Source organism: Streptomyces sp. BRA346, assembly GCF_052851135.1.
Map to the genome: position 1 here is coordinate 83,344 of NZ_JAIWIH010000001.1, position 20,798 is coordinate 104,141.

Genomic DNA, 20,798 nt, shown 5'->3' on the forward strand with positions numbered 1-20,798 from the left:
AGTGGACCAACCCATCCAGGACGCAGGGCAGGCCGGATGACCGGCTTCGGAGCGTTCGACCTCTACCAGGAGCTGGCCAGGATCCTCGGCCGGCTGACGGACAGCGCCGCCTGGCGGGACCGGCTGATCCACACCGTCGAGGAGACCTACGGGGTCACGCTGCCCGTGGAGCGCCACACCATCAAGCACTGGGACCTGCGGTCCATCGCGGAGGTCTGCGACCGCTACCCCGACGGGCTGCGCGTCCTGCTGCGCGCGGTGGGCGAGGACTACGAGGGCACCGTGGTGCTGGCGGAGGCCTGGCAACTGGTCGACCAGTGCTGCCCGGTGCCGCTGCTGACGGACGTCGAGCGCCGGGACTTATGCGCCCTGCTGCTCGACGGCGCCGCCGAGACGGAGCTGACCACCCTGTCCCGCTACGCGTTCGAGCTGCTCGGCCGGGCCGGTGAGGGCGACGACAGCTGGAACGGCCGGGTGGAGCGGCTGGTGCGCGACCTGGAGGACGACGTCGAGGTGGAGGGCCGGGCGCCCGCGCTGATGACGTTCGTGGAGCGGGTGGCGGCGGGCGAGCGGCCCGCGCTGCGCAAGGGGCTGCGGCAGTGGAACCACCAGGTCGCCAAGCGGCTCGCCTGGCCTCCCGGGCTGCTCGCCGCCACCCGCGAGCGGGAGGCTGCCGCGGCGGGGCTGCCGGTCGGGGAGCGCAGCCTGGTGGTGGAGATCTCGTCCCGCCCGGCGGCGGCCGCCCTGTTCAGCATCCGGGCACGGCTCATGGACGACCGGTCGCGGGAGTTCCCGGTGCTCTGCGACGCCCGCGCCCGGGGGCGGGACGAGCTGGAGGCGCGGGTCGCTGCGGTTCACCGGGAGGCCATCGAGCGGCTGGGGCTGCTCGCCCCGGGGCTCCAGGTGGAGTTCGTCCTGCCGCTCCATCTGATCTGGCTGGACGTCGACCGGTTCGAGGTGCGCCCGGCGGGGTTGTCGTCGCGGCCGATCGGCGAGGACCACACGGTCGTGGTCCGCCCGTGGGAGCGGCTGCGGCTGCCGCACGTCAACCACCATCTGCGGGGCCGCTGGCGCTGGCTCCAGAGCCATGGCCGGGAGTACCAGGAGGCGGCCGTGGAGTGGGTCGACCCCGGGGTGGTGCTGGAGCCCCGGAGGCTGCGCAGACGGCTGCGGCACGCCCAGACACCGGTCTGCTTCGTGCTGTTCGAGCCGCCCCGGCACACCGGGGACGAGGCCACGGACTATCTGTCCGTGCTGCTGGAGGCGGGTATTCCGGCCCTGGTCGGGGTACGCAGCGGGGGCGAAACGGTCGCAGGACGCCAAGAAATACGAAACTTCCTCAGAACGGCACTCACCGATCTCCCCGAGCGGGTAAGACTATTGAGAGGCGGACTGCGACCTGGAGGAAGCGGCGAGATGCTGTCGGCGGACCTCGACGTGAACCTCGACGTGGACCTCAGCCTCGTATGGGACAGTCCGGACGGCCTGGAGGAACTGCGGTCCGTACTGCTGCATCCGCCGATCAGGGGGGAACATGACCGATCGGCATGACATCGACGGCGTCCCGGGCGGCCCGGACACCCCGCACGACGCGGGCGGCGGGGAGCGCGCGGGCGCCCCGCCCTGGTGGGTGTTCCACGACAGCGGCCTGGAACCGTCCGGGGAGCGCGCGGCGCCGCCGATCCCGCCACCGCCGCCCTGGCGGGTCTTCGAGGACGCCGGCACCCCGCTGCCCCCGCCCGGCGCCGCCCCGGCCGGTCGCCGCCGCCTGGGCAGCCCCGGCGGCGGAACCCTGGACCGCTCCGTGGTCGAGATGGTCAACGTGGCCCTGCACGTCCGCCGCCCGCTGCTGGTCACCGGGCGGCCCGGCACCGGCAAGTCCAGCCTGGCGTACCGGATCGCCACCGAGCTGGGCCTGGGTCCGGTGCTCTCCTGGCCCATCGTCAGCCGTACGACGCTCAAGGACGGGCTGTACGACTACGACGCGATCGGCCGCGTCCAGGACACCCCGCCGCCGGTCGGCGGCGCGGCGGAGGACCGGGTCCTGCCCGACCTCGGCCGCTATCTGACCCTGGGCCCGCTGGGCACGGCCCTGCTGCCCTGGACCCGGCCCCGGGTGCTGCTCGTCGACGAGCTGGACAAGAGCGACATCGACCTGCCCAACGACCTCCTCCACGTCTTCGAGGAAGGCGAGTTCCGCATCCGCGAGCTGGAGCGCCACCGGCAGCGCTCGGTCGTGAAGGTGATGACCGCGGACCATACCGACACCGTTCCGGTCGAGAACGGTCATGTCCGCTGCCATGAGTTCCCGGTGGTCGTGATCACCAGCAACGGGGAGCGCGAGTTCCCGCCCGCGTTCCGGCGGCGCTGTCTGGAGATCCGGATGCCCGACCCCGACGAGGAGCGGCTGACCGCCATGGTCACCGCCCACTTCGGCGGCGACCGGGGCCGGGACGCCAGGGCGCTGATCCGCGAGTTCCTCGACCACAGCAGGGAGCACGGGGGCCTGGCGACCGACCAGCTGCTCAACACCGTGCACATGCTCTCCAACGGGGCGGCGAAGTCCGACGAGACCTCCTGGGCGCGGCTCCGTGACGCCCTGTGGCACGCGCTGGGCACGGAATCACCGACATGACCGGGTACCGGTACGGCCGGGAGACCGACGGCCCCACGCCCCGGGAATGGGCGGAGGCCGTACTGCTGCAACAGCGCATCCGGCGGGCCGCCGCCACCCCCTCCCCTTCCGACCCACCGGACCACCCGGCCGCCCCCGCACCGGACACCCCGCCCGCCCCCGCGCCCTCCTTGGTCGAGCACGCCGAGGACGCCTCGCAACCGCTCGAACCGCCCGCGACCGCGCCCGGGGACGGCCCGCCCGAGGGCCCCGCGGGGGCGGCCGCCACGGAGGCCCGCTGGCCCGGTTACGTCCACGTCCGCGCCACGGGCGGCCCCGGCCCCGCCGCGGTCCACGCCGCCTGGCCCTGGGGCGCCGACGAAACCCAGGGCCAGATCGAGCTGAGCGACCCGCTGGGGCTCGGCCGCGCCCTGCGCCCCTTCGGGCGCCGCCGCGCCTCCGTCCGCCGCTTCACCCTGGACGAGGAGGGCACCGCCGTCCGCGCCGCCGAACAGGGCTTCTGGGAGCCGGTGTTCCAGGGCGCCGGGGAGCACTGGTTCGACGTCGTCCTGGTCGTCGAGGACAGCGTCTCCATGTCCGTCTGGGACGGTGCGGCGCGGGCGCTCACCGAGGTCTTCCAGCGCCAGGGCGCGTTCAGCGACGTACGGACGTGGCGGCTGGACACCTGGCGCCCCGGCGAGGTCGTCCTGCGCCCGGACGGCAGCGCCGCGGACCGCGACCCGCAGGAGCTGCTGCACCCCCAGCGCCGTCGGCTGATCCTGCTGCTCAGCGACTGCGTGGGCGAGGGGTGGTCGCGGGGCACCGTGCCCCGGCTGCTCGACCTGTGGGCGCGGCACGGACCCGTCGCCGTGCTCAACCCGCTGCCGCACCACATGTGGGACCGGTGCGACGCCATCCCGCTGGACGTCTCCCTGCGCGCCTGCGCGGGCGGGCTGCCCAACACCGAGCTGGGCCTGCGCCTCCCGGGCCCGGCCCCCGGGGCCCCCGACGCGGAGGGCCCGGATCCGGACGACCCGGACGGGCCGTTACCCGGCGAAGGCCCGCCGGAGGACCGGCCCGTGCCCGTCCCCGTGCTGGAGATCGAGCCCGAATGGCTCGCCACCTGGGCCCGGCTGGTGACCGGCACCGGCGGCGGCTGGCTGCCCGCCGCCGCCCTGCTCACCGACGCCGACGGGCTCGCCGCCCGCTGCGCCGCCGCCCCGCGCACCCCGGAGGACGACGAACCGCTCGCCCCGGACGAACGGGTGCGCAACTTCCGCGCCGCCGCCTCGCCCGCCGCCCGGCTGCTCGCCTCCCATCTCGCGCTCGCGCCGCTGACCCTCGATGTGATGGAGAAGGTCAAGAAGGCCGTGCTGCCCCGGCTGGGCCCGCTGCCGCTGGCCGAAGTCCTGCTCAGCGGGCTGCTGGAGCGTCCCGCCCCGGCCGCGGCCGGGTTCACCGGCTTCGCCTTCCGGGACGGCGTGCGCAACCAGCTCCTCGGCGGGCTCGGGCGCGGCGAGCTGTTCCGCGCCCTCCAAGGGGTGTCCGCGGTGGCGGCCAAGGTCATCGGCGCCCGCCCCGATCTGCTGCCGCGGTATCTCGCCGCGCCCGACGGGCCGGTCGACGACCGGCTGACCCCCGCCGAACGGGAGCTGGCCGCGGCCGCCCATCCCGCGCTCCTCGCGCTCGGCCGTCCGTACAGCAGGCTCGCGCAGAAGGTGCGCGTCCTGGTCGATCCGCCGCCTTCCCCGCCCGAGACCGACGACCGCAGCGATCTTCCGGGCGTCCGCACCAAGGGAGAGACCATGTCAGGGAGCGCTCCGGACACGGAACGGCTCACATCGTCCACACCGGCCGGCGCGCCCCCGACCGGCCCCCCGCAGGAGAACGGCGCCGCCCCGGACGGCCCTCCGGGTTCCGCCCCCGACCAGACCCCCGCCGGTGCGCCCCCCGGCGGGGCCGTGCGCGCCCCCGGCAGCGTCCCGCTGCCGAACGCCAACTTCACCGGCCGCGAGGAGCATCTGCGGATGCTGCGGTCCTACCTCGCCGAGGGCCGCCGTGCCGCCGTGCTGCCCCAGGCGCTGTACGGGCTCGGCGGCGTCGGCAAGACCCAGCTGGCGATCGAGTACATCCGCCGGTACGCGGAGGAGTACGACCTCGTCTGGTGGGTGCGGGCCGAACAGCCCGCCGTCATCCGCACCTCGCTCTCCGCGCTCGGCGCGACCCTCGGTATCGAGGGCCCCGACGTGGACGGCGTGGTCGACAAGGTCATCTCCACCCTGGCCTCGGGCTTCCCGGTGAAGCGCTGGCTGCTCGTCCTCGACAACGCCCTCGGCCCCGAGGACGTCATGCCGTACATCCCGCACATGGTGGGGGTGCCCGGCGGCGCGGGCCACGTCATCATCACCTCCCGGGACGGCGGCTGGGCCGACCAGGTCAGCGCCCTCAAGGTGGACGTCTTCACGCGCGAGGAGAGCATCGAGTTCCTCTGCCGCCGCGACACCGCCATGACCGGCGAGGACGCGTCACGGCTGGCCGACGCCCTCGGCGACCTGCCGCTCGCCATCGAGCAGGCCGCGGCCTGGCAGGTCAACAGCGGTGTGCAGGTCGAGGAGTACCTGGGCCTGCTGGCCAGCCGCCGCTCCGAGGTGTTCGCCGAGCCCATGACGGTCGGCGGCGCGGCCTCCGTGGCGGCCGTGTGGCAGGTCTCCATGGACTCGCTGCGGGCGCGCAACGCCGGGGCCCTCGAACTGCTGCGGCTGCTGGCCTTCTTCGGCCCCGAGCCGGTGCCGCTGTCCCTGCTGCACAACGCCCGGCTGCTCAGCCTGCCCGCCGCGCTGTCCCGCACCGTCAAGGAACCGCTCAACCGGGCCCGGGCCATCCGCGACATCGGCCGCTACTCGCTCCTCACCATCGACAACCGGGCCGGTACGGTGCAGCTGCACCGGCTGGTGCGCAGCGTCCTCCAGGACGGGCTGGACGCCGGGACCGCCGCGAGCACGGCCCACCTGGCCCATCTGCTGCTGTCCGCGCACGACCCCGGCGACCCCGAAATGCTGCGCAACTGGGAGCAGTACACGGAGATCCTGCCGCACGTCGAGACCTCCGGCATGCTGGAGTGCGAGGACCCGGACGTCTGCCACACCGTCCTCAACGTCGTCCGCTATCTGCTGGCCCGCGGCGACTCCCGCAGCGGCGTCGAGCTGGCCCGGCGCGCCCTGACGGAGTGGCGCCGCAGCCTCGGCCCCGACGATCTGCGGACCATCAACCTGGGCCGGCTGCTGGGCGCGGCCCAGCGGTCCCTGGGCCGGCTGGACGAGGCCCGCGAGCTGAACGCGGACGCGCTGCGGCGGCTGCGCGCCACCGTCGGCGAGGAGCACGAGGACACGCTCAACCTGGCGGGCGGGGTCGCCGCCGACCTGCGGGCCACCGGCCGCTTCCGGGAGGCCCTGGAGCTCGACGAGGACACGTACGCCAAGAGCGTGCGCGTCTTCGGCACCGACGACCCCAACACCCTGATGGCGGGCCACAACTACGCGGTGAGCCTGCGGCTGTCCGGCCTGTTCACCCAGGCCCGCGAGCTGGACCGGAAGGTCTGGCAGGTCCGGGCCATGGTTCTGGGCGCGACGGCCCGCTCCACGCTGTTCACCGTCAACAACCTCGCCCGCGACATGCGCGAATGCGGGGAGTACGCGGAGGCGCGCACCCTCCAGGAGCAGACCGTCGCCACCTACCGCCAGTACTACGGCGAGACCCATCCGCACACCCTGCGCGCCATCAAGAACCTGTCCGTCAGCTGCCGCAAGGCCGGGGACTACGAACGCGGCCTGGAGCTTGCCGTGCTGGTCCTCGACCACTACCGCCGCACCGTCGGCGACCGCCACCCCGACGCCCTCGCCGCCCTCACCAACCTCGGCAACGACCTGCGCATGACCGGCGACCTCCAGGCCGCGGGCCAGCGCGGCGCCGAGGCCCACCAGGGGTACCGGGAGGTCCTCGGCGAGCACCATCCGTACACCTACCTGGCCGCCCTCAACCACGCGGTGACGCTCCGGGCGCTCGGCGAGCACCCGCGCGCCCACCGGCTGGACCAGGACACCGCCACCGGCATCGCGGGCTCCCTCTGGGCGGACCACCCCTGGGTGCTGCTCTCCCGGGCCAACCTCGCCACCGACCTCGCCCGGCTGGGCAACCACGAGGAGTCCCGGGTGCTCAACACCGAGATCTCCGCCCGGCTGGAGACCCTGCTCGGGGACAGCCACCCCAGCACCCTCGCCGTCCTGCGCAACCTCGCACTGGACCTGGAGACCGCCGGGGAGCCGGACCGGTCACGGGAGCTGACGGAGACCGTGCTGGGCCGCTACCGGACGACCATCGGCGACGATCACCCCGAGGCCCGCGCCGCCGCCGAAGGCATCCGCGCCGAATGGGACATCGAACCGCCACCGTCCTGATTTTTTTGGCTCCGCTCGCCTCCGGGGCGCCTCAGCCGGTGTCGACGGTCGACGTGCTCGGTCGCCCGCGCGGCGGAGCCGCATATGGATACGAGCCCTCGCTCCCTGCGCGCGACTCCCTTTCGACACCGGCGTGCCCCTTCAGCTCGCCCCCGGCTACCGCTGGGAGGTGCCCCTGGCCGGTCCGGACGGGGGCACCCTGGGCTGATGGGACGAAGGGCCCGCGCACGCTCCGCAGGGCCGCGCAGTGCTCCACCACCGGGCGCAGCCAGCCGGTCAGGCCGGGGGCCGGGGTGGGGCCCGCGGCCTCGCGTACGGCGTGCACCAGCTCCGGCATCGCGGTGCCGGGGTCGGGCTCGGCGTCCGGGGTGAGGGCGGGCGACCGGTGCAGCAGCCGGGCCGCCTCCCGGGGTACGGGCAGCCCCGCCCCGTACGCGGCCGCGAGCGCCTCCACCAGCGCGCGCGGCGGCGCGGGCGCGTGCCGCAGCCGCCACCGGACCCGGTGCCGGACCGCCGCCGACCGGGCCGCGGCGGCGGCCGCGGGCGCGATCCGGGTCGTCGCCCAGTCGGCGAGCGTGCGCCGCATCGCGTCCAGCAGCAGGCGGCCCTCGGCGGTCGGCCAGGGGGAGCGGGCCAGCACCGCCACGGTGTCGGCGGTGGGTCGCAGCCAGCGGGCGAAGTGGGTCTGGGCCGCGTGGACCTCCTCGTCCGTCCCCGCCCGCAGGGCCTCGTCGCGCCAGAAGCCGGTGACCGCGAGGAAGGCGTACGCCCCCTGGAGCAGCCCGGCGGGCGGCCGCGGATCGTCCCGCCAGGGGGCGTACGCCCGTAACCCCGGCGGGGCGTCGAGCAGATCGGCGACCGTCAGCAGGGCGGACAGCTTCGAATGCTGGGCCTCGTGCACCAGCGCCGCCGCCAGCGACCGCGCGTCCGGGTGCGGGGAGAGCCCCACCGCGCCGACGGCATCGCCGTACGACGCGCTGGTCCACGACGAGGGCCCGGTCAGCGGCACGAGCGAGGCCACGGTCGCCGCCACGTCCCGCGCCCGCGCGGGGTGACGCTCCGCCAGCAGCGTCCACGCCGCCGCGGTGTCGGCCTCCCAGACGCGCCGCTCCGCCGCGTCGAGGGGGCGCGGCGGCAGCGGGGCGCCGCCCTGCCGGAAGGGGTGGAGGGAGTCCAGCCGTACGTCCAGCGTGCGGCCCGCGGCGGTGACGCGGATCCGCGGCTCGGGGTGCCAGCCGGGCGCCTCGGCTCCCGGCGCCCGCGGGATGCGTACGGTACGGCCGCCGCCGCACAGCACCGACGCCCCGCCCTCGCCGCGGAGTTCGGCGCGCGCGGTGCCGGGCGGCAGGACGGCGAGGCCGAGGCCCGGCAGCGGCACCGCGCCGTCCCGGGCGCCGACCGCGATCCGGTACCGCATCCCGGCCCGGTGCGCGGCCGCGCCCGCGAGCGCCGCCAGGTCGGCGGCTTCCGGCGGCAGCGGCGCACCGGGGCCCGCGGCGGTCGCGGCGCGGACGCAGTACGCGGCCCACGCGCCGGTCGCCGGGAGGTCCAGCGCCGCCGCGAAGGCCGCGGGGGAGTGGCGCTGGACGTCGGCCAGCAGCGCCAGCCCGGCCGCCATCCCGTCGTCGCCCCCCAGATCCTTCAGCGCCCGGAGCAGCAGCAGGGTCCGGCTCCGGGCGCCCTCCCGCAGCAGCTCAGGACGGGCAGGGCCTTCGCCGCGCCCCAGGGACTCCAGGTCGGCCGGGGTGGGGGCGAGGAAGCGGCTCACCGGACGGTTCCGGCGCCGGACAGGCGGGCCAGGTCGGCCCGGACGACGTCCGCGACATGCCGGATGAACGCCTTGAGGTCGGGGCTGTAGACCGAGGGGTTACGGAACCCCGTCCCCGGCCGGTAGCGGTGCGGGTAGAGCCCGCCGCCGCACACCGCCTCCACCGGGCAGGCCCGGCATTCGGCGGCGAGGGCGTCCCGCCCCAGCTGGCGGGCCACGATCCCGGGATGGTCGAGCAGGTCGTCCAGGCCGTGCCGGAACACATCGCACCCGGTGTCCGGCGCCCCCGCGTACGCCGTCTTGAGCAGGTCGGACTGGGTGAGCCGGCCGTCCGTCTCGACCACCACCAGCCGGGACGCGCCGCCGCCCACCGACTCCACGCGGCTGGTGCCGCCCAGCAGCAGATCGAGGACGCTCTCGAAGAACGGCAGCCGGACGGTCTGCTCGGGAGCCTCGTACCAGAGGTCGAAGACCGTGGTCAGCCAGCGCGCGTACGGCACGTGGCGCGGGTCGGCCGTGCGGCCGGGCGGCGGGCTGCCCCAGTGCCCGAGCGGCAGCAGCAGGTCGATCGCCGGGGGCGCGAACGCCATCAGATGGCGGTAGGTCGCGGCGGGGTCGGCGGTGACGTCCACCGTGCACAGCACCCCGGCCCACAGCGGCCGGTGCTCCGGGCGGCCCAGCAGGGTCAGCGCGTCGGCGACGGCGCGGTGGCTGCCGCCGCCGTCCGCGCGGGCGCGGTGCCGGTCGTGGACGGCCGGGGCGCCGTCCATGCTGACGCCGAGCAGGATGCCGTGGTCGTGGCACAGCCGCAGCACCGCCTCGTCGACGAGGGTGCCGTTGGTCTGGGCGAGGACGTCGAGCCGGGTGTGGTGCGGCAGCAGCTCGCGCAGCCGCCGCACCAGCCTGCCGAGGAACTCCGCCCCGGCGAGCAGCGGTTCGCCGCCGTGCAGCAGCACCCGCACGGACGGCAGCCGGTGCGCGGCGGCGTGGTCGGCGATGCGGCGGCAGGTGCGCTCGGCGGTCGGCCAGGCCATGGCGCGGGGCTGATCGCGCCAGCTCTGGTCGGCGCCCTGGTACACGTAGCAGTGGTCGCAGGCCAGGTTGCACCGGCTGTGCACCTTCAGCAGGAACTCCCGGAACGGCAGCCGGGGCACCCCCGCGGCCCGCAGGCCCGGTACGTCCAGGGCGTCATCGGGCCAAAAAGGTTCGTTCGATAAGCCGTGGGTCACGGCCGGTCGGACGGTCCGGCGGGGAGGAGCTGGGCGCCCGAGTCATAGGCGGATATGGCGGGTTCGGCCGCCGCCACCTCGTCGACGACCCGGTGCAGGGCGTTGACCAGCGCACTGCCGGAACCGGTCAGGATGTCGTCCAGGGGGAGGCCGGTCAGATCCGGCATCAGAGGCTCCCGCTCGCCGGTGGTCCCGTGCATCGTCTCCCCCTCGAATCAGTGTGTGAATCAACGTCAGGAACGTTGTGGGGATGCCAATATGGACCGTGAAGAAGTGAAGATGGTGCATACCGGCCCGAGGGAGCTCCAGTGCCAAGCCTACGATATGGCGGGTCCGGGTGGAAGAAATGGCTTCCGGGTGACGAGCCCGGCGGGGACACCCTGGCCCGATGGGCGCTGCTCGCGATCGGCATCGGCGCGGTCGCGGGGTTAGGGGCGGCGGGCCTGTTCGGCCTGCTGAAGCTCGGCACCCACTGGGTGCTCGGCGAACTCGGCGGCTACCACCCGTACCGCACGACGGTCGAGGGCGGCTTCGACGTCGCGTCCTCCTTCGAACGCCCCTGGGCGGTGCCGCTCGTGGTCGCCGGGGGCGCCCTCGCCGCCGCGGCGCTGGTGCGCTGGCTGGCCCCCGAGGCGGGCGGGCACGGCACCGACGCGGCCATCGCCGCCGCGCACCACGCGCCGCTGGGCATGCGCGGCCGGGTGACGATCGTGAAGATGGTCGCCTCCGCGCTCACCATCGGCTCCGGCGGTTCCGCCGGGACGGAGGGACCGGCCGCCCAGATCTCCGCCGCCTTCGGCTCCGTCTTCGCCCGCCGCGCCCGGCTGTCCCCCGCCCAGGCCCGTACCGCCGTGGTGATCGGCCTGGCGGCCGGGGTCGGGGCGGTGTTCCGGGCGCCGCTGGGCGGGGCGCTGCTCGGCGCGGAGCTGCTGTACCGCAAGGACGCCGACGTGAGCGTCGTCCCCAAGGCGCTCCTCGCCTCCGCCGCCGGGTACGCGGCGTTCGGCCTCTGCTTCGGCTTCGGCCCGGTCTTCGGCGAGCACGCGGTGAGCGGGGCCATCGGGTTAGGAGACCTGCCGCTGCTGGTGGTGATCGGACTGCTGGCCGGGGGCGCCGGGCGGCTGTACGCGGCGGCCTTCTACTGGGTCCACGACCGGGTGGAGCCGCGCTCCCGTACGACCCTCCGCAAGCTGCTGTTCCCCGTCGCCGGGGGCCTCGCGGTCGGCTGCCTCGGCCTGCTCGTCCCGGGGGTCCTGGGCACGGGGTACGGGCTGATGGAGGGCGAGATGGAACGGGACGTGCTGCTCGGCCTCTCCCTCTGGGCCGTGCTGCTGGTGCCCCTGGCGAAGATCGTCGGCACCGCGCTCACCGTGGGCTCGGGCGCCTCGGGCGGCATCTTCGGCCCCGGGTTCGTGATCGGCGCGGGCGTCGGGGCCGCGGTGTGGCGGCTGGCCGAACCGCTCGGGCTGGCGCCGCGGAGCCCGGCGATGTTCGTGATCGTGGGCATGGCCGCCTGCCTCGGGCCGGTGGTGCGGGCCCCGGTGGCGGTCCTGGTGATGGCCGTGGAGACCGGCGGGGACTCGGGGCTGCTGGGGCCGGGTGTCATCGGGGTGCTGAGCGCGGCGCTGGTCATGGGAGGCGTGACGATCTACCGCAGCCAGCTGGACCGCCGGGAGGAGAAGGCGCCGGTGACGGAGCTGACGGCGGTGATCCCGCCGGAGGGCGCGGTCCCGGAGCCCGCCCCGGCGACCCCCGCCGACGCGGCCCTCGCGGCGGCGGCCTCGACCGATGCGGCTCGCGACGGCACGCCGCGCGACGGCGCGGCCGTCGCCGATGGGCCACGCGGCGGTGGTGCGGCCTCCGGCGACAGGCCCTTCGCGGCGGCGGTCCCCGGCGATACGGCGCTCGTCGAGACCCCGCTCGTCGAGACCCCGATCGCCGACACGCCCCTCGGCGCCCGCCGCTCCCGCCGACGCGCCGCTCGGCGACACGGCTCGTGGCGACACGACTCCTGACGACGCGGCTCTCGGCGATGCGGCGGCGCTCGGCGAGGCGCCCGTCACCCTTCCTCGTCCGCGCCCTCGTCCTCCGCGCCGGGTCGGTCGGGATCGCGCTCCCACGTCATTTTGATCTTGAGGTGGCCGTCCATGCCGGTCTTGGCGATCATCGCCCCGGCCTGGGCGCTCAGCTTCACGCCGAACTCCAGCTCCACCGTCGACGGCGGCTCGGGCAGCGTGCTGAGCCGGGTCAGCGCCCGCGCGGCCGCCTCCCGGACCCGGCGAACCCGGCGTCGAAGGTCGCGCTCGCGTCGGGGATCCCGTTCCGGCCTCCGGCGGCCGGCCGCACCCCCGGCTCGTCGTCCTCCACCTCGACGATCACGCTCGCCGTACCGTCGCCGAGCCGGAAACCCACCAGCTCCGCCATGGGTCAGCCGTTGGATCCGGCGGCCGCCGACGCCTGCGCGTTGCCGCGGGCCAGGATGCGGCGGAAGGTGTAGTCGGCCATGTCGCGCCCGGCCTGGAGCGCCTTGGTGTCCGCCGTCGTCACCTTCTTCCCCGAGGTGTACCCGGAGATCGTGAAGTACGCGTACCGCCCGATCGCGTTGGCCGAGGTGCGGCACGCGGTCTGGCGGCAGAACGACGGAACCCCGCCACCCGACAGCGACGCCACGTTCGGCTTGTACCCGTCCTTCGCCTTCTCCGCGGCCGCCCGGCCGTCGAAGACGGCGACGCCGATGGTGACCGCCACGCCGTCCCGGGAGAAGGTGGCGCGCAGCAGCTTGCGGCACCCGTTGCCGCTGAGCACCGACCCCAGGGCGCCCTGGGTGCCCGCCGCGCAGCTCGCCGTGGAGGAGGTCGCCGCCTTCGCGTACGAGCGGCCCTCCTTCGCGGCCTCCTCGTCGGGGAAGAGCGTCTTCGCGCTCAGCGGCGCCTTGTCCCGCTTCGCGTCGGAGATGATGTCCAGCGGCTTGGGCGGCGCCGGGGGAGCGACGTTGGAGAACGACGGCTCGGGCGACTCCGACTCGCGCGGCAGCGTCGGCTGCGAGGGCAGGTGCTTCGCCGAGTCGTCCGAGGAGCCGCCGCCGTCGTTGCTGCTGACCACCGCGGTGGCCACCATCGCCCCGACGGCCGCCGTCGCGAGCACCGCGCCCCCGATGAAGAGCCATCGGCGGCGACGGCCGCGCGCGGCGGTGTGATCTGCCATAGCGGCCCAGTCCGGCGTCGACGGCCGAGACGACTGAGGCGGCTGAGATCCCCCGGGCCCGTACGGCCCCCCTTGCCCAAAGCTCATGGCGCGCATCCTAATCCCGGCAGGTGACACCGAGGACCCGTCGGGGACCGGGTGACGGCCGGGGGAGGCGTTTTGACCCCCGTGGGTGCGGGCCGGTATTCTGCCAGTTCGTTATGCGTATTGGCTTGCTCGTTCTCACGTGAGTGGCCGTTACGCCGGTTCACCGGGCCGATGACCAGCGGCAGGCACTCGGAATGCGTCACCGAGGTGCGGCCAGGGCTGTCGTGATCGTCCGGGTGGCCTTGTCAGGACCACACTCACTGAAGAAGCGAAGGCTACGACCGTGCGTACGTACAGCCCCAAGCCCGGCGACGTGCAGCGTCAGTGGCACGTCATCGACGCCACCGACGTTGTCCTCGGCCGTCTGGCTACCCAGGCCGCCACCCTCCTCCGGGGGAAGCACAAGCCGGTGTACGCGCCGCATGTCGACGCGGGTGACTTCGTTGTCATCATCAACGCCGACAAGGTGCACCTCTCCGGCAACAAGCGGACCCAGAAGATGGCGTACCGCCACTCGGGCTACCCCGGTGGTCTGCGCTCCGTCCGCTACGACGAGCTGCTGGACAAGAACCCGGAGAAGGCCGTCGAGAAGGCCATCAAGGGCATGCTCCCGAAGAACACCCTGGGCCGTCAGATGCTCTCGAAGCTGAAGGTGTACTCGGGCGACCAGCACCCGCACGCTGCTCAGCAGCCGGTCCCGTTCGAGATCACCCAGGTCGCGCAGTAAGTCCGGCCACCCCCTAAGACGAAGAGAAGCTGAGGAGCATCGTGGCCGAGACCACCGCCGAGACCCCCCTCGATGTCGAGGAGTACACCACCGAGAGCGTGGAGACGATCGAGTCGGAGTACACCTCCGAGTCGCTCGCCTCGCGTTTCGGGGACCCGCAGCCGGCCGCCGGCACCGGGCGCCGCAAGAACGCCGTGGCCCGTGTCCGCATCGTGCCGGGCAGCGGCCAGTGGAAGATCAACGGTCGCACCCTTGAGGAGTACTTCCCCAACAAGGTGCACCAGCAGGAAGTCAACGAGCCCTTCAAGGTGCTCGAGCTGGACGACCGCTACGACGTCGTCGCCCGCATCGCGGGTGGTGGCGTCTCCGGCCAGGCCGGTGCGCTGCGCCTGGGCATCGCCCGTGCGCTGAACGAGGCGGACGTGGACAACAACCGCGGCCCGCTCAAGAAGGCCGGCTTCCTGACCCGTGACGACCGCGCCACCGAGCGTAAGAAGTCCGGTCTGAAGAAGGCCCGTAAGGCGCCGCAGTACAGCAAGCGTTAATCCGCTTCACACGCGGTTCGGCGGCTTCCGCCGCTCGTCGACACGCCCCGGCGGCACCACCCGTGCCTCCGGGGCGTTCGGCTATCGCCACCAGGGGGCGTATACCTACAGGCAAGCGTCTGGCAATCTCCACGCAAGCTTTAAGCCCCCACAGCTCGTAATCTCGGAGGACACCAGTGGGACGACTCTTCGGTACGGATGGTGTGCGCGGCGTCGCGAACGCCGATCTGACGGCTGAGATGGCGCTCGGCCTGTCGGTCGCGGCGGCGCACGTGCTCGCCGAGGTGGGAACCTTCGAGGGCCATCGGCCGGTGGCGGTGGTCGGGCGGGACCCACGCGCGTCCGGGGAGTTCCTGGAGGCCGCCGTGGTGGCGGGGCTCGCCAGCGCGGGCGTGGACGTGCTGCGGGTGGGTGTGCTGCCGACGCCCGCCGTCGCCCACCTGACCGGCGCGCTCGACGCGGACCTCGGCGTGATGCTCTCCGCCAGCCACAACCCGATGCCCGACAACGGCATCAAGTTCTTCGCCCGCGGCGGCCACAAACTCGCCGACGAGCTGGAGGACCGCATCGAGACCACCTGCCGCGCGCACGCTTCCGGCGAGCCGTGGGACCGGCCCACCGGCGCCGGGGTGGGCCGGGTGCGGGACTACGCGGAGGGCTTCGACGCTTACGTCGCCCACCTCGTCGACGCCCTCCCCAACCGCCTCGACGGCCTCAAGGTCGTCATCGACGGCGCCCACGGCGCCGCCTCCCGGGTCTCCCCGGAGGCGTTCGCCCGCGCCGGTGCCGAGGTCGTGACGATCGGCGCCGAGCCGGACGGCCTCAACATCAACGCCGGCTACGGCTCCACCCACCTGGCGCGGCTCCAGGCCGCCGTCGTCGAGCACGACGCCGCCCTCGGCGTCGCCCACGACGGCGACGCCGACCGCTGTCTGGCCGTGGACTCCGTCGGCCGCGAGGTCGACGGCGACCAGATCCTCGCCGTCCTCGCCCTCGCCATGCGCGAGGCGGGCACGCTGCGCGGGAACACCGTCGTCGGCACCGTCATGTCGAACCTCGGCTTCAAGCTCGCCATGCAGCGCGAGGGCGTCGAGCTGGTCCAGACGGCGGTCGGCGACCGCTACGTCCTGGAGGAGATGAAGGAGCACGGCTACGCCCTCGGCGGCGAGCAGTCCGGCCATGTCATCGCCCTCGACCACGCCACCACCGGCGACGGCACCCTCACCGGCCTCCTCCTGGCCGCCCGCGTCGCCGCGACCGGCCGCACCCTGGCCGACCTCGCCGGGGTGATGGAGCGCCTGCCGCAGGTGCTGATCAACGTCCCCGACGTCGACAAGTCCCGCGTCGCCAGCAGCGCCGACCTGGCCGCCGCCGTCTCCGAGGCCGAGCGCGAGCTGGGCGAGACGGGCCGCGTCCTGCTCCGCCCCTCGGGCACGGAACCCCTGGTCCGCGTCATGGTCGAAGCCGCCGACATCGACCAGGCCCGCTCGGTGGCGGGCCGCCTGGCCGACGCCGTGAAGTCGGCCCTGGGCTAGCTGGCCGGGAGCGCGCCCGCAGCCCCCACGGTCCCGGCCCTCCGGTCCCGGCCCTCCGGTCCCGGCCTACCGGTCCCGGCCCCCACGGTCCCGGCCTACCGGTCGCCGCCCAGCCGGTTGTGGAATCGGCCGCCCGGTGTGCGGACGTCGCCCACGCCCCACCCGGACCCGCCGGCCCCGTGCCGCGTCGGCGGGCGCGAGGCGGTGCCGCCTGGCGATCGCGAGGCGATGGCCATGTGGCGGCCACCGGACTGCGTTCTGCGGGGCCGTGCGGCGCCGAGGCGTGCTCCGCGGGGCTGTGCTCTGTGGGGCCGTGCTGCGCCGAGCTGTGCTCTATGGGCATGGCGGCCGCCGGGCCGTGGCTCGCGGAGGACGTGGCGTCGTGCCGGGCCTGAAGCCGTGCCCTGCGGTCGCCGCAAGCCGTGCCGCGTGGGGCCGTCGAGCTGCCCACGCGGCGGCCGCGATGCCGGACCGCGTGGGTGCCGTCCCGGACGGAGCCCCGGGCGGGGTTCGGGGCGGAGCCCCGGTGGGGGCCGGGGGCTTGCCCCCGGTTTCGGGAAGGGGCGGGGTGGGGAATCACCCCCGCCGCGCCCACAGCCACCGCTGCACCAGCAGCGTCAGCGTCCCCGCCACCACGATCCCCGCCAAATTCAGCAGCAGCTGCTCACTCGACCCCACCATCTGCTCGACCTCGCCATACCCGAGCGCCACCGCCGCATTGGCCGCCGCCGGCACCGTCGTCACCGAGATCGCCACCCCCACCAGCGCCCCCGACTTCGCCGACGTCAGCGACAGCGTCCCCGCGATGCCCGCCAGCACGGCGACCACGAACGAGAACAAGTCCGGCTGCCAGATGAAGTCCGTGTTCGGCCGGTCCGCGTCCAGCAGGTCCCGGGTGAACAGCCCGACCGCGTCCATCGCCACACTGAAGCCCGTCGTCAGCACCATCGCCACCACGAACCCGACGATCAGCGCCAGCGCCGAGCGCCCGGCCAGCCGCGGGGCCCGCCGTACGAGGGCGGTGCACAGCCCGGCCAGCGGGCCGAACTCCGGCCCGACGGCCATCGCGCCGACGATCAGGACCGCGTTGTCCAGCACCACACCGCACGCCGCGATCATCGTCGCGATGCTGAGGAACGCGAGGAAGGTGACCGACAGCGTGGACTCCTCGTGGGTGGCCTCCGTCAGGTGCTCCCACAGCACCGCGTCCGCACCCTCCCCCGGAGCCTCCGCCTCCGCCCGGTCGGCCCGCTTCGACAGCGACAGGTCGATGTCGTCGACGGCGATCGAACCGTGCTCGTCAAGACCGAGCGCCCGCAGCCCGCCCAGCAGGCCGTCGCCCGCCTCGCGCGCCACGTCGCACAGCACCACGTCCCCGGCCGGTTCGCGGGCGGCGCCGGGCAGGACGATCAGGTGGGTGGCGCCCACGGTGCCCTCCAGGAGGCGCACCACATCGTCCGTACGGTCGGCCGGGACGATCAGCCGCAGATGCAGCACGACACGAACTCCTCAGAACTTGCTACAACTTGCGCAGGGAGAGCCGCTGCACCTTGTGGTCCGGGCCCTTGCGGAGCACGAGTGTCGCGCGCCCCCGCGTGGGCTGCACATTCTGCTGGAGGTTCGGCTTGTTGATGGTCCGCCAGATCATGCGGCCGTAGTCGAGCGCCTCGTCCTCGGAGACCTGGGTGTACTTGCGGAAGTACGAGGAGGGGTCCTGGAAGGCCGTCTGGCGCAGCTTCCGGAAGCGGTCGAGGTACCAACGCTCGATGTCCGTCGTACGGGCGTCCACGTAAACGCTGAAGTCGAAGAAGTCCGCGAGCCCGACCCGGGTCAGCCCGTCCTTGCCGGGCAGGGCGGGCTGGAGCACGTTCAGCCCCTCGACGATGAGGATGTCGGGCCGGTGCACGGTCAGCCGCTCGCCCGGCACGATGTCGTAGATCAGGTGCGAGTAGACGGGGGCCGAGACCTCCGCCCGGCCCGCCTTCACATCGGCGACGAACCGGGTCAGGGCGCGGCGGTCGTACGACTCGGGGAACCCCTTGCGGGACATCAGCCCGCGCCGGTGCAGCTCGGCGTTGGGGTGGAGGAAGCCGTCGGTGGTGACCAGCTCCACCCGCGGATGCTCCGGCCAGCGGGCCAGCAGCGCCTGGAGCAGCCGGGCCGTGGTCGACTTGCCGACCGCGACGCTGCCCGCCACGCCGATGACGAACGGCGTGCCGGTCTGGGGGCCCTGGCCGTTCTTGGCGTCGCCGAGGAACGTGTTCAGCGCCCCGCGCAGGCTGCCGGTGGCGGCCACGTACAGATTGAGCAGCCGGGACAGCGGCAGATAGACGTCCCGTACCTCGTCCAGGTCGATGACGTCGCCGAGCCCGCGCAGCCGCTCGACCTCCTCGGCGCTGAGCGGCAGCGGGGTCTTCTCCCGCAGCGCACTCCACTCGGCGCGGGACAGGTCCACATACGGCGTCGCCTCGCCGCCCCGCCGCTGCGCGGCGCGCACGGGGCCGGTGCGCGCCTCGCGCGCGGTAGACGTGATCATCCCTTCATTGTCGTGGCTGGGCGCTCAGGAGGGGCGGGCCGCGGGCGTGGGCTCGGTCACCCCGGCGGTCACCCCGGCCGGGCGCCCGCGGCCGCGTCATGCCCGCCCTCATGCCCGCCCTCATGCCCGCCCTCATGCCCGAAATGACGCCGGAACCGGGCCGGAAGCGGGCCCGGCCGGGGCCGGAAAGCGGGGGCCGACGCGCGGGCGGTGGTCGGCCCCCGGACCGGTGGGTCGTACGCTGCACTGCATGTGCGGAATCGTTGGTTACGTGGGAGGGCAGTCCGCCCTCGATGTCGTCCTCGCCGGGCTCAAGCGGCTGGAGTACCGCGGCTATGACTCGGCCGGAGTCGCCGTCCTGGCCGACGGCGGGCTCGCCGCCGCCAAGAAGGCGGGCAAGCTCGCCAACCTGGAGAAGGAGCTGTCCGACCGGCCGCTGCCCAGCGGCACCACCGGCATCGGCCACACCCGCTGGGCCACCCACGGCGGGCCGACCGACGCCAACGCCCATCCGCACCTGGACAACGCGGGCCGGGTGTCCGTCGTCCACAACGGCATCATCGAGAACTTCGCCGCCCTCCGCGCCGAGCTGGCCGACCGCGGCCACGAGCTGGCCTCCGAGACGGACACCGAGGTCGTCGCCCACCTGCTCGCCGAGTCCTTCTCCTCCTGCGGTGACCTCGCCGAGTCCATGCGCCAGGTGTGCCGCCGACTGGAGGGCGCCTTCACCCTCGTCGCCGTGCACGCCGACGCGCCCGACGTGGTCGTCGGCGCGCGCCGCAACTCGCCGCTGGTCGTCGGCGTCGGCGAGGACGAGGCGTTCCTCGCCTCCGACGTGGCCGCGTTCATCGCCCACACCCGCGAGGCCATCGAGCTGGGCCAGGACCAGGTCGTCGAGGCCCGCCGCGACGGCGTCGTCGTCACCGACTTCGACGGCGCCCCGGCCGAGGTCCGCCCGTACCACGTGGACTGGGACGCGTCCGCCGCCGAGAAGGGCGGCTACGACTACTTCATGCTCAAGGAGATCGCCGAGCAGCCGAAGGCGGTCGCCGACACCCTCCTCGGCCGCATCGACCTGGCCGGGAACCTCTGCCTGGACGAGGTCCGCATCCCCGCCTCCGTGCTGCGCGAGGTCAGCAAGGTCGTCATCGTGGCGTGCGGTACGGCGTACCACGCCGGGATGATCGCCAAGTACGCCATCGAGCACTGGACCCGCATCCCCTGCGAAACGGAGCTGGCCAGTGAGTTCCGCTACCGGGACCCGATCCTGGACCAGCGGACGCTGGTGATCGCCATCTCGCAGTCCGGCGAGACCATGGACACCCTCATGGCCCTGCGGCACGCCCGCGAGCAGGGCGCCAAGGTGCTCGCCATCTGCAACACCAACGGCTCCACGATTCCGCGCGAGTCCGACGCCGTCCTGTACACCCACGCCGGGCCCGAGGTCGCCGTCGCCTCCACCAAGGCGTTCCTCACCCAGCTCGTCGCCTGCTACCTGGTGGCCCTGTATCTGGGCCAGGTGCGCGGCACCAAGTGGGGCGACGAGATCCTCTCCGTGATCCGCGAGCTGTCCGAGATCGCCACCCAGGTGGACGAGGTCCTGGAGACCATGGAGCCCGTGCGGGAGCTGGCCCGCAGCCTGGCGTCCAAGAACACCGTGCTGTTCCTGGGCCGTCACGTCGGCTTCCCGGTCGCCCTGGAGGGCGCGCTCAAGCTCAAGGAACTGGCGTACATGCACGCCGAGGGCTTCGCGGCGGGCGAGCTGAAGCACGGCCCCATCGCCCTGATCGAAGAGGACGTGCCGGTGGTGGTCGTGGTGCCCTCGCCCCGCGGCCGCTCCGTCCTCCACGACAAGATCGTCTCCAACATCCAGGAGATCCGGGCGCGCGGTGCCCGCACCATCGTGATCGCCGAGCGCGGCGACGAGGCGGTCGCCCCGTACGCCGACCACCTCATCGAGATCCCCGTCACCCCGACCCTGCTCCAGCCGCTGGTGGCCACCGTGCCGCTCCAGGTCTTCGCCTGCGAGCTGGCCACGGCCCGCGGCAACGAGGTCGACCAGCCGCGCAACCTGGCCAAGTCGGTGACCGTCGAGTGAC

Annotated in this window: 15 protein-coding genes; 8 read left to right on the plus strand and 7 right to left on the minus strand. The window is 74.1% G+C overall.

The window, feature by feature from the left end; translation table 11 throughout:
• Positions 1–36 precede the first annotated feature (36 nt).
• From LCH29_RS00475 to fxsT, 3 genes are read left to right on the plus strand one after another with little or no spacing between them, the layout of a single operon-like run.
• On the plus strand, positions 37–1,551 hold the full coding sequence (locus LCH29_RS00475) for a VMAP-C domain-containing protein (RefSeq protein ID WP_446459642.1): 1,515 nt from the start codon (positions 37–39) through the stop codon (positions 1,549–1,551).
• Positions 1,535–2,635 (plus strand): AAA family ATPase, encoded by a 1,101-nt coding sequence (locus LCH29_RS00480; protein ID WP_446459643.1) that lies wholly within the window; start codon positions 1,535–1,537, stop codon positions 2,633–2,635. Before LCH29_RS00475 ends, LCH29_RS00480 begins: the two co-directional genes overlap by 17 nt.
• Entirely contained in the window at positions 2,632–7,068 is a 4,437-nt protein-coding gene (fxsT, locus tag LCH29_RS00485; RefSeq protein WP_446459644.1) for an FxSxx-COOH system tetratricopeptide repeat protein, read from the plus strand. The genes LCH29_RS00480 and fxsT overlap by 4 nt, the downstream gene beginning before the upstream one ends.
• A 31-nt stretch (positions 7,069–7,099) precedes the next feature.
• Here the strand turns inward: fxsT and LCH29_RS00490 are convergent, their stop codons facing one another.
• Genes LCH29_RS00490 through fxsA form a run of 3 tightly spaced genes read right to left on the minus strand, consistent with a single transcriptional unit; the run spans position 7,100 to position 10,265 of the window.
• Complete coding sequence (locus tag LCH29_RS00490; RefSeq protein WP_446459645.1) at positions 7,100–8,836, minus strand: aKG-HExxH-type peptide beta-hydroxylase; 1,737 nt, start codon at positions 8,834–8,836, stop codon at positions 7,100–7,102.
• Positions 8,833–10,065 carry an FxsB family cyclophane-forming radical SAM/SPASM peptide maturase gene (locus LCH29_RS00495; RefSeq protein WP_446459646.1) on the minus strand — a complete coding sequence of 411 codons (1,233 nt, stop codon included), beginning with the start codon at positions 10,063–10,065 and terminating at the stop codon, positions 8,833–8,835. The genes LCH29_RS00490 and LCH29_RS00495 overlap by 4 nt, the downstream gene beginning before the upstream one ends.
• Positions 10,062–10,265 (minus strand): FxSxx-COOH cyclophane-containing RiPP peptide, encoded by a 204-nt coding sequence (gene fxsA, locus LCH29_RS00500; protein ID WP_446459647.1) that lies wholly within the window; start codon positions 10,263–10,265, stop codon positions 10,062–10,064. The genes LCH29_RS00495 and fxsA overlap by 4 nt, the downstream gene beginning before the upstream one ends.
• Positions 10,266–10,373: 108 nt before the next feature.
• On the opposite strand from fxsA, the gene LCH29_RS00505 reads away from it, so the two are divergent.
• A complete protein-coding gene (locus LCH29_RS00505; RefSeq protein ID WP_446459648.1) occupies positions 10,374–12,080 on the plus strand; it encodes a chloride channel protein in 1,707 nt (568 codons plus the stop codon).
• Between the two features lie 44 nt (positions 12,081–12,124).
• Here LCH29_RS00505 and LCH29_RS00510 read toward each other — a convergent pair whose 3' ends face one another.
• Positions 12,125–12,505: a CU044_2847 family protein gene (locus LCH29_RS00510; RefSeq protein WP_446459885.1), complete on the minus strand. Its 381-nt coding sequence runs from the start codon at positions 12,503–12,505 to the stop codon at positions 12,125–12,127.
• Positions 12,493–13,356 (minus strand): hypothetical protein, encoded by an 864-nt coding sequence (locus LCH29_RS00515; RefSeq protein ID WP_446459649.1) that lies wholly within the window; start codon positions 13,354–13,356, stop codon positions 12,493–12,495. Before LCH29_RS00515 ends, LCH29_RS00510 begins: the two co-directional genes overlap by 13 nt.
• 283 nt (positions 13,357–13,639) lie before the next feature.
• On the opposite strand from LCH29_RS00515, the gene rplM reads away from it, so the two are divergent.
• From rplM to glmM, 3 genes are all read left to right on the plus strand, one after another.
• Positions 13,640–14,083, plus strand: a complete 444-nt coding sequence (rplM, locus tag LCH29_RS00520; protein WP_123106513.1) for a 50S ribosomal protein L13 — start codon at positions 13,640–13,642, stop codon at positions 14,081–14,083.
• A 41-nt stretch (positions 14,084–14,124) separates the two neighbouring features.
• On the plus strand, positions 14,125–14,628 hold the full coding sequence (rpsI, locus tag LCH29_RS00525; RefSeq protein WP_123106512.1) for a 30S ribosomal protein S9: 504 nt from the start codon (positions 14,125–14,127) through the stop codon (positions 14,626–14,628).
• Positions 14,629–14,804: 176 nt separating this feature from the next.
• On the plus strand, positions 14,805–16,163 hold the full coding sequence (glmM, locus tag LCH29_RS00530; RefSeq protein WP_446459650.1) for a phosphoglucosamine mutase: 1,359 nt from the start codon (positions 14,805–14,807) through the stop codon (positions 16,161–16,163).
• Between the two features lie 576 nt (positions 16,164–16,739).
• On the opposite strand, the gene LCH29_RS00535 is transcribed toward glmM, so the two are convergent.
• Positions 16,740–17,660: a DUF389 domain-containing protein gene (locus LCH29_RS00535; RefSeq protein ID WP_446459651.1), complete on the minus strand. Its 921-nt coding sequence runs from the start codon at positions 17,658–17,660 to the stop codon at positions 16,740–16,742.
• 22 nt (positions 17,661–17,682) lie between these two features.
• The gene (gene coaA, locus LCH29_RS00540; protein WP_446459652.1) at positions 17,683–18,699 is read right to left on the minus strand and encodes a type I pantothenate kinase; all 1,017 of its coding nucleotides are present in this window, start codon (positions 18,697–18,699) and stop codon (positions 17,683–17,685) included.
• Positions 18,700–18,949: 250 nt separating this feature from the next.
• On the opposite strand from coaA, the gene glmS reads away from it, so the two are divergent.
• Positions 18,950–20,797 (plus strand): glutamine--fructose-6-phosphate transaminase (isomerizing), encoded by a 1,848-nt coding sequence (gene glmS, locus LCH29_RS00545; protein WP_446459653.1) that lies wholly within the window; start codon positions 18,950–18,952, stop codon positions 20,795–20,797.
• Position 20,798 lies beyond the last annotated feature (1 nt).

Coding starts and splice junctions, on each gene's coding strand:
- LCH29_RS00475 (WP_446459642.1), top strand. CDS start 37: ATGACCGGCTTCGGAGCGTTCGACCTCTACCAGGAGCTGGCCAGGATC.
- LCH29_RS00480 (WP_446459643.1), top strand. CDS start 1,535: ATGACCGATCGGCATGACATCGACGGCGTCCCGGGCGGCCCGGACACC.
- fxsT (WP_446459644.1), top strand. CDS start 2,632: ATGACCGGGTACCGGTACGGCCGGGAGACCGACGGCCCCACGCCCCGG.
- fxsA (WP_446459647.1), bottom strand. CDS start 10,265: ATGCACGGGACCACCGGCGAGCGGGAGCCTCTGATGCCGGATCTGACC.
- LCH29_RS00515 (WP_446459649.1), bottom strand. CDS start 13,356: ATGAGCTTTGGGCAAGGGGGGCCGTACGGGCCCGGGGGATCTCAGCCG.
- coaA (WP_446459652.1), bottom strand. CDS start 18,699: ATGATCACGTCTACCGCGCGCGAGGCGCGCACCGGCCCCGTGCGCGCC.
- glmS (WP_446459653.1), top strand. CDS start 18,950: ATGTGCGGAATCGTTGGTTACGTGGGAGGGCAGTCCGCCCTCGATGTC.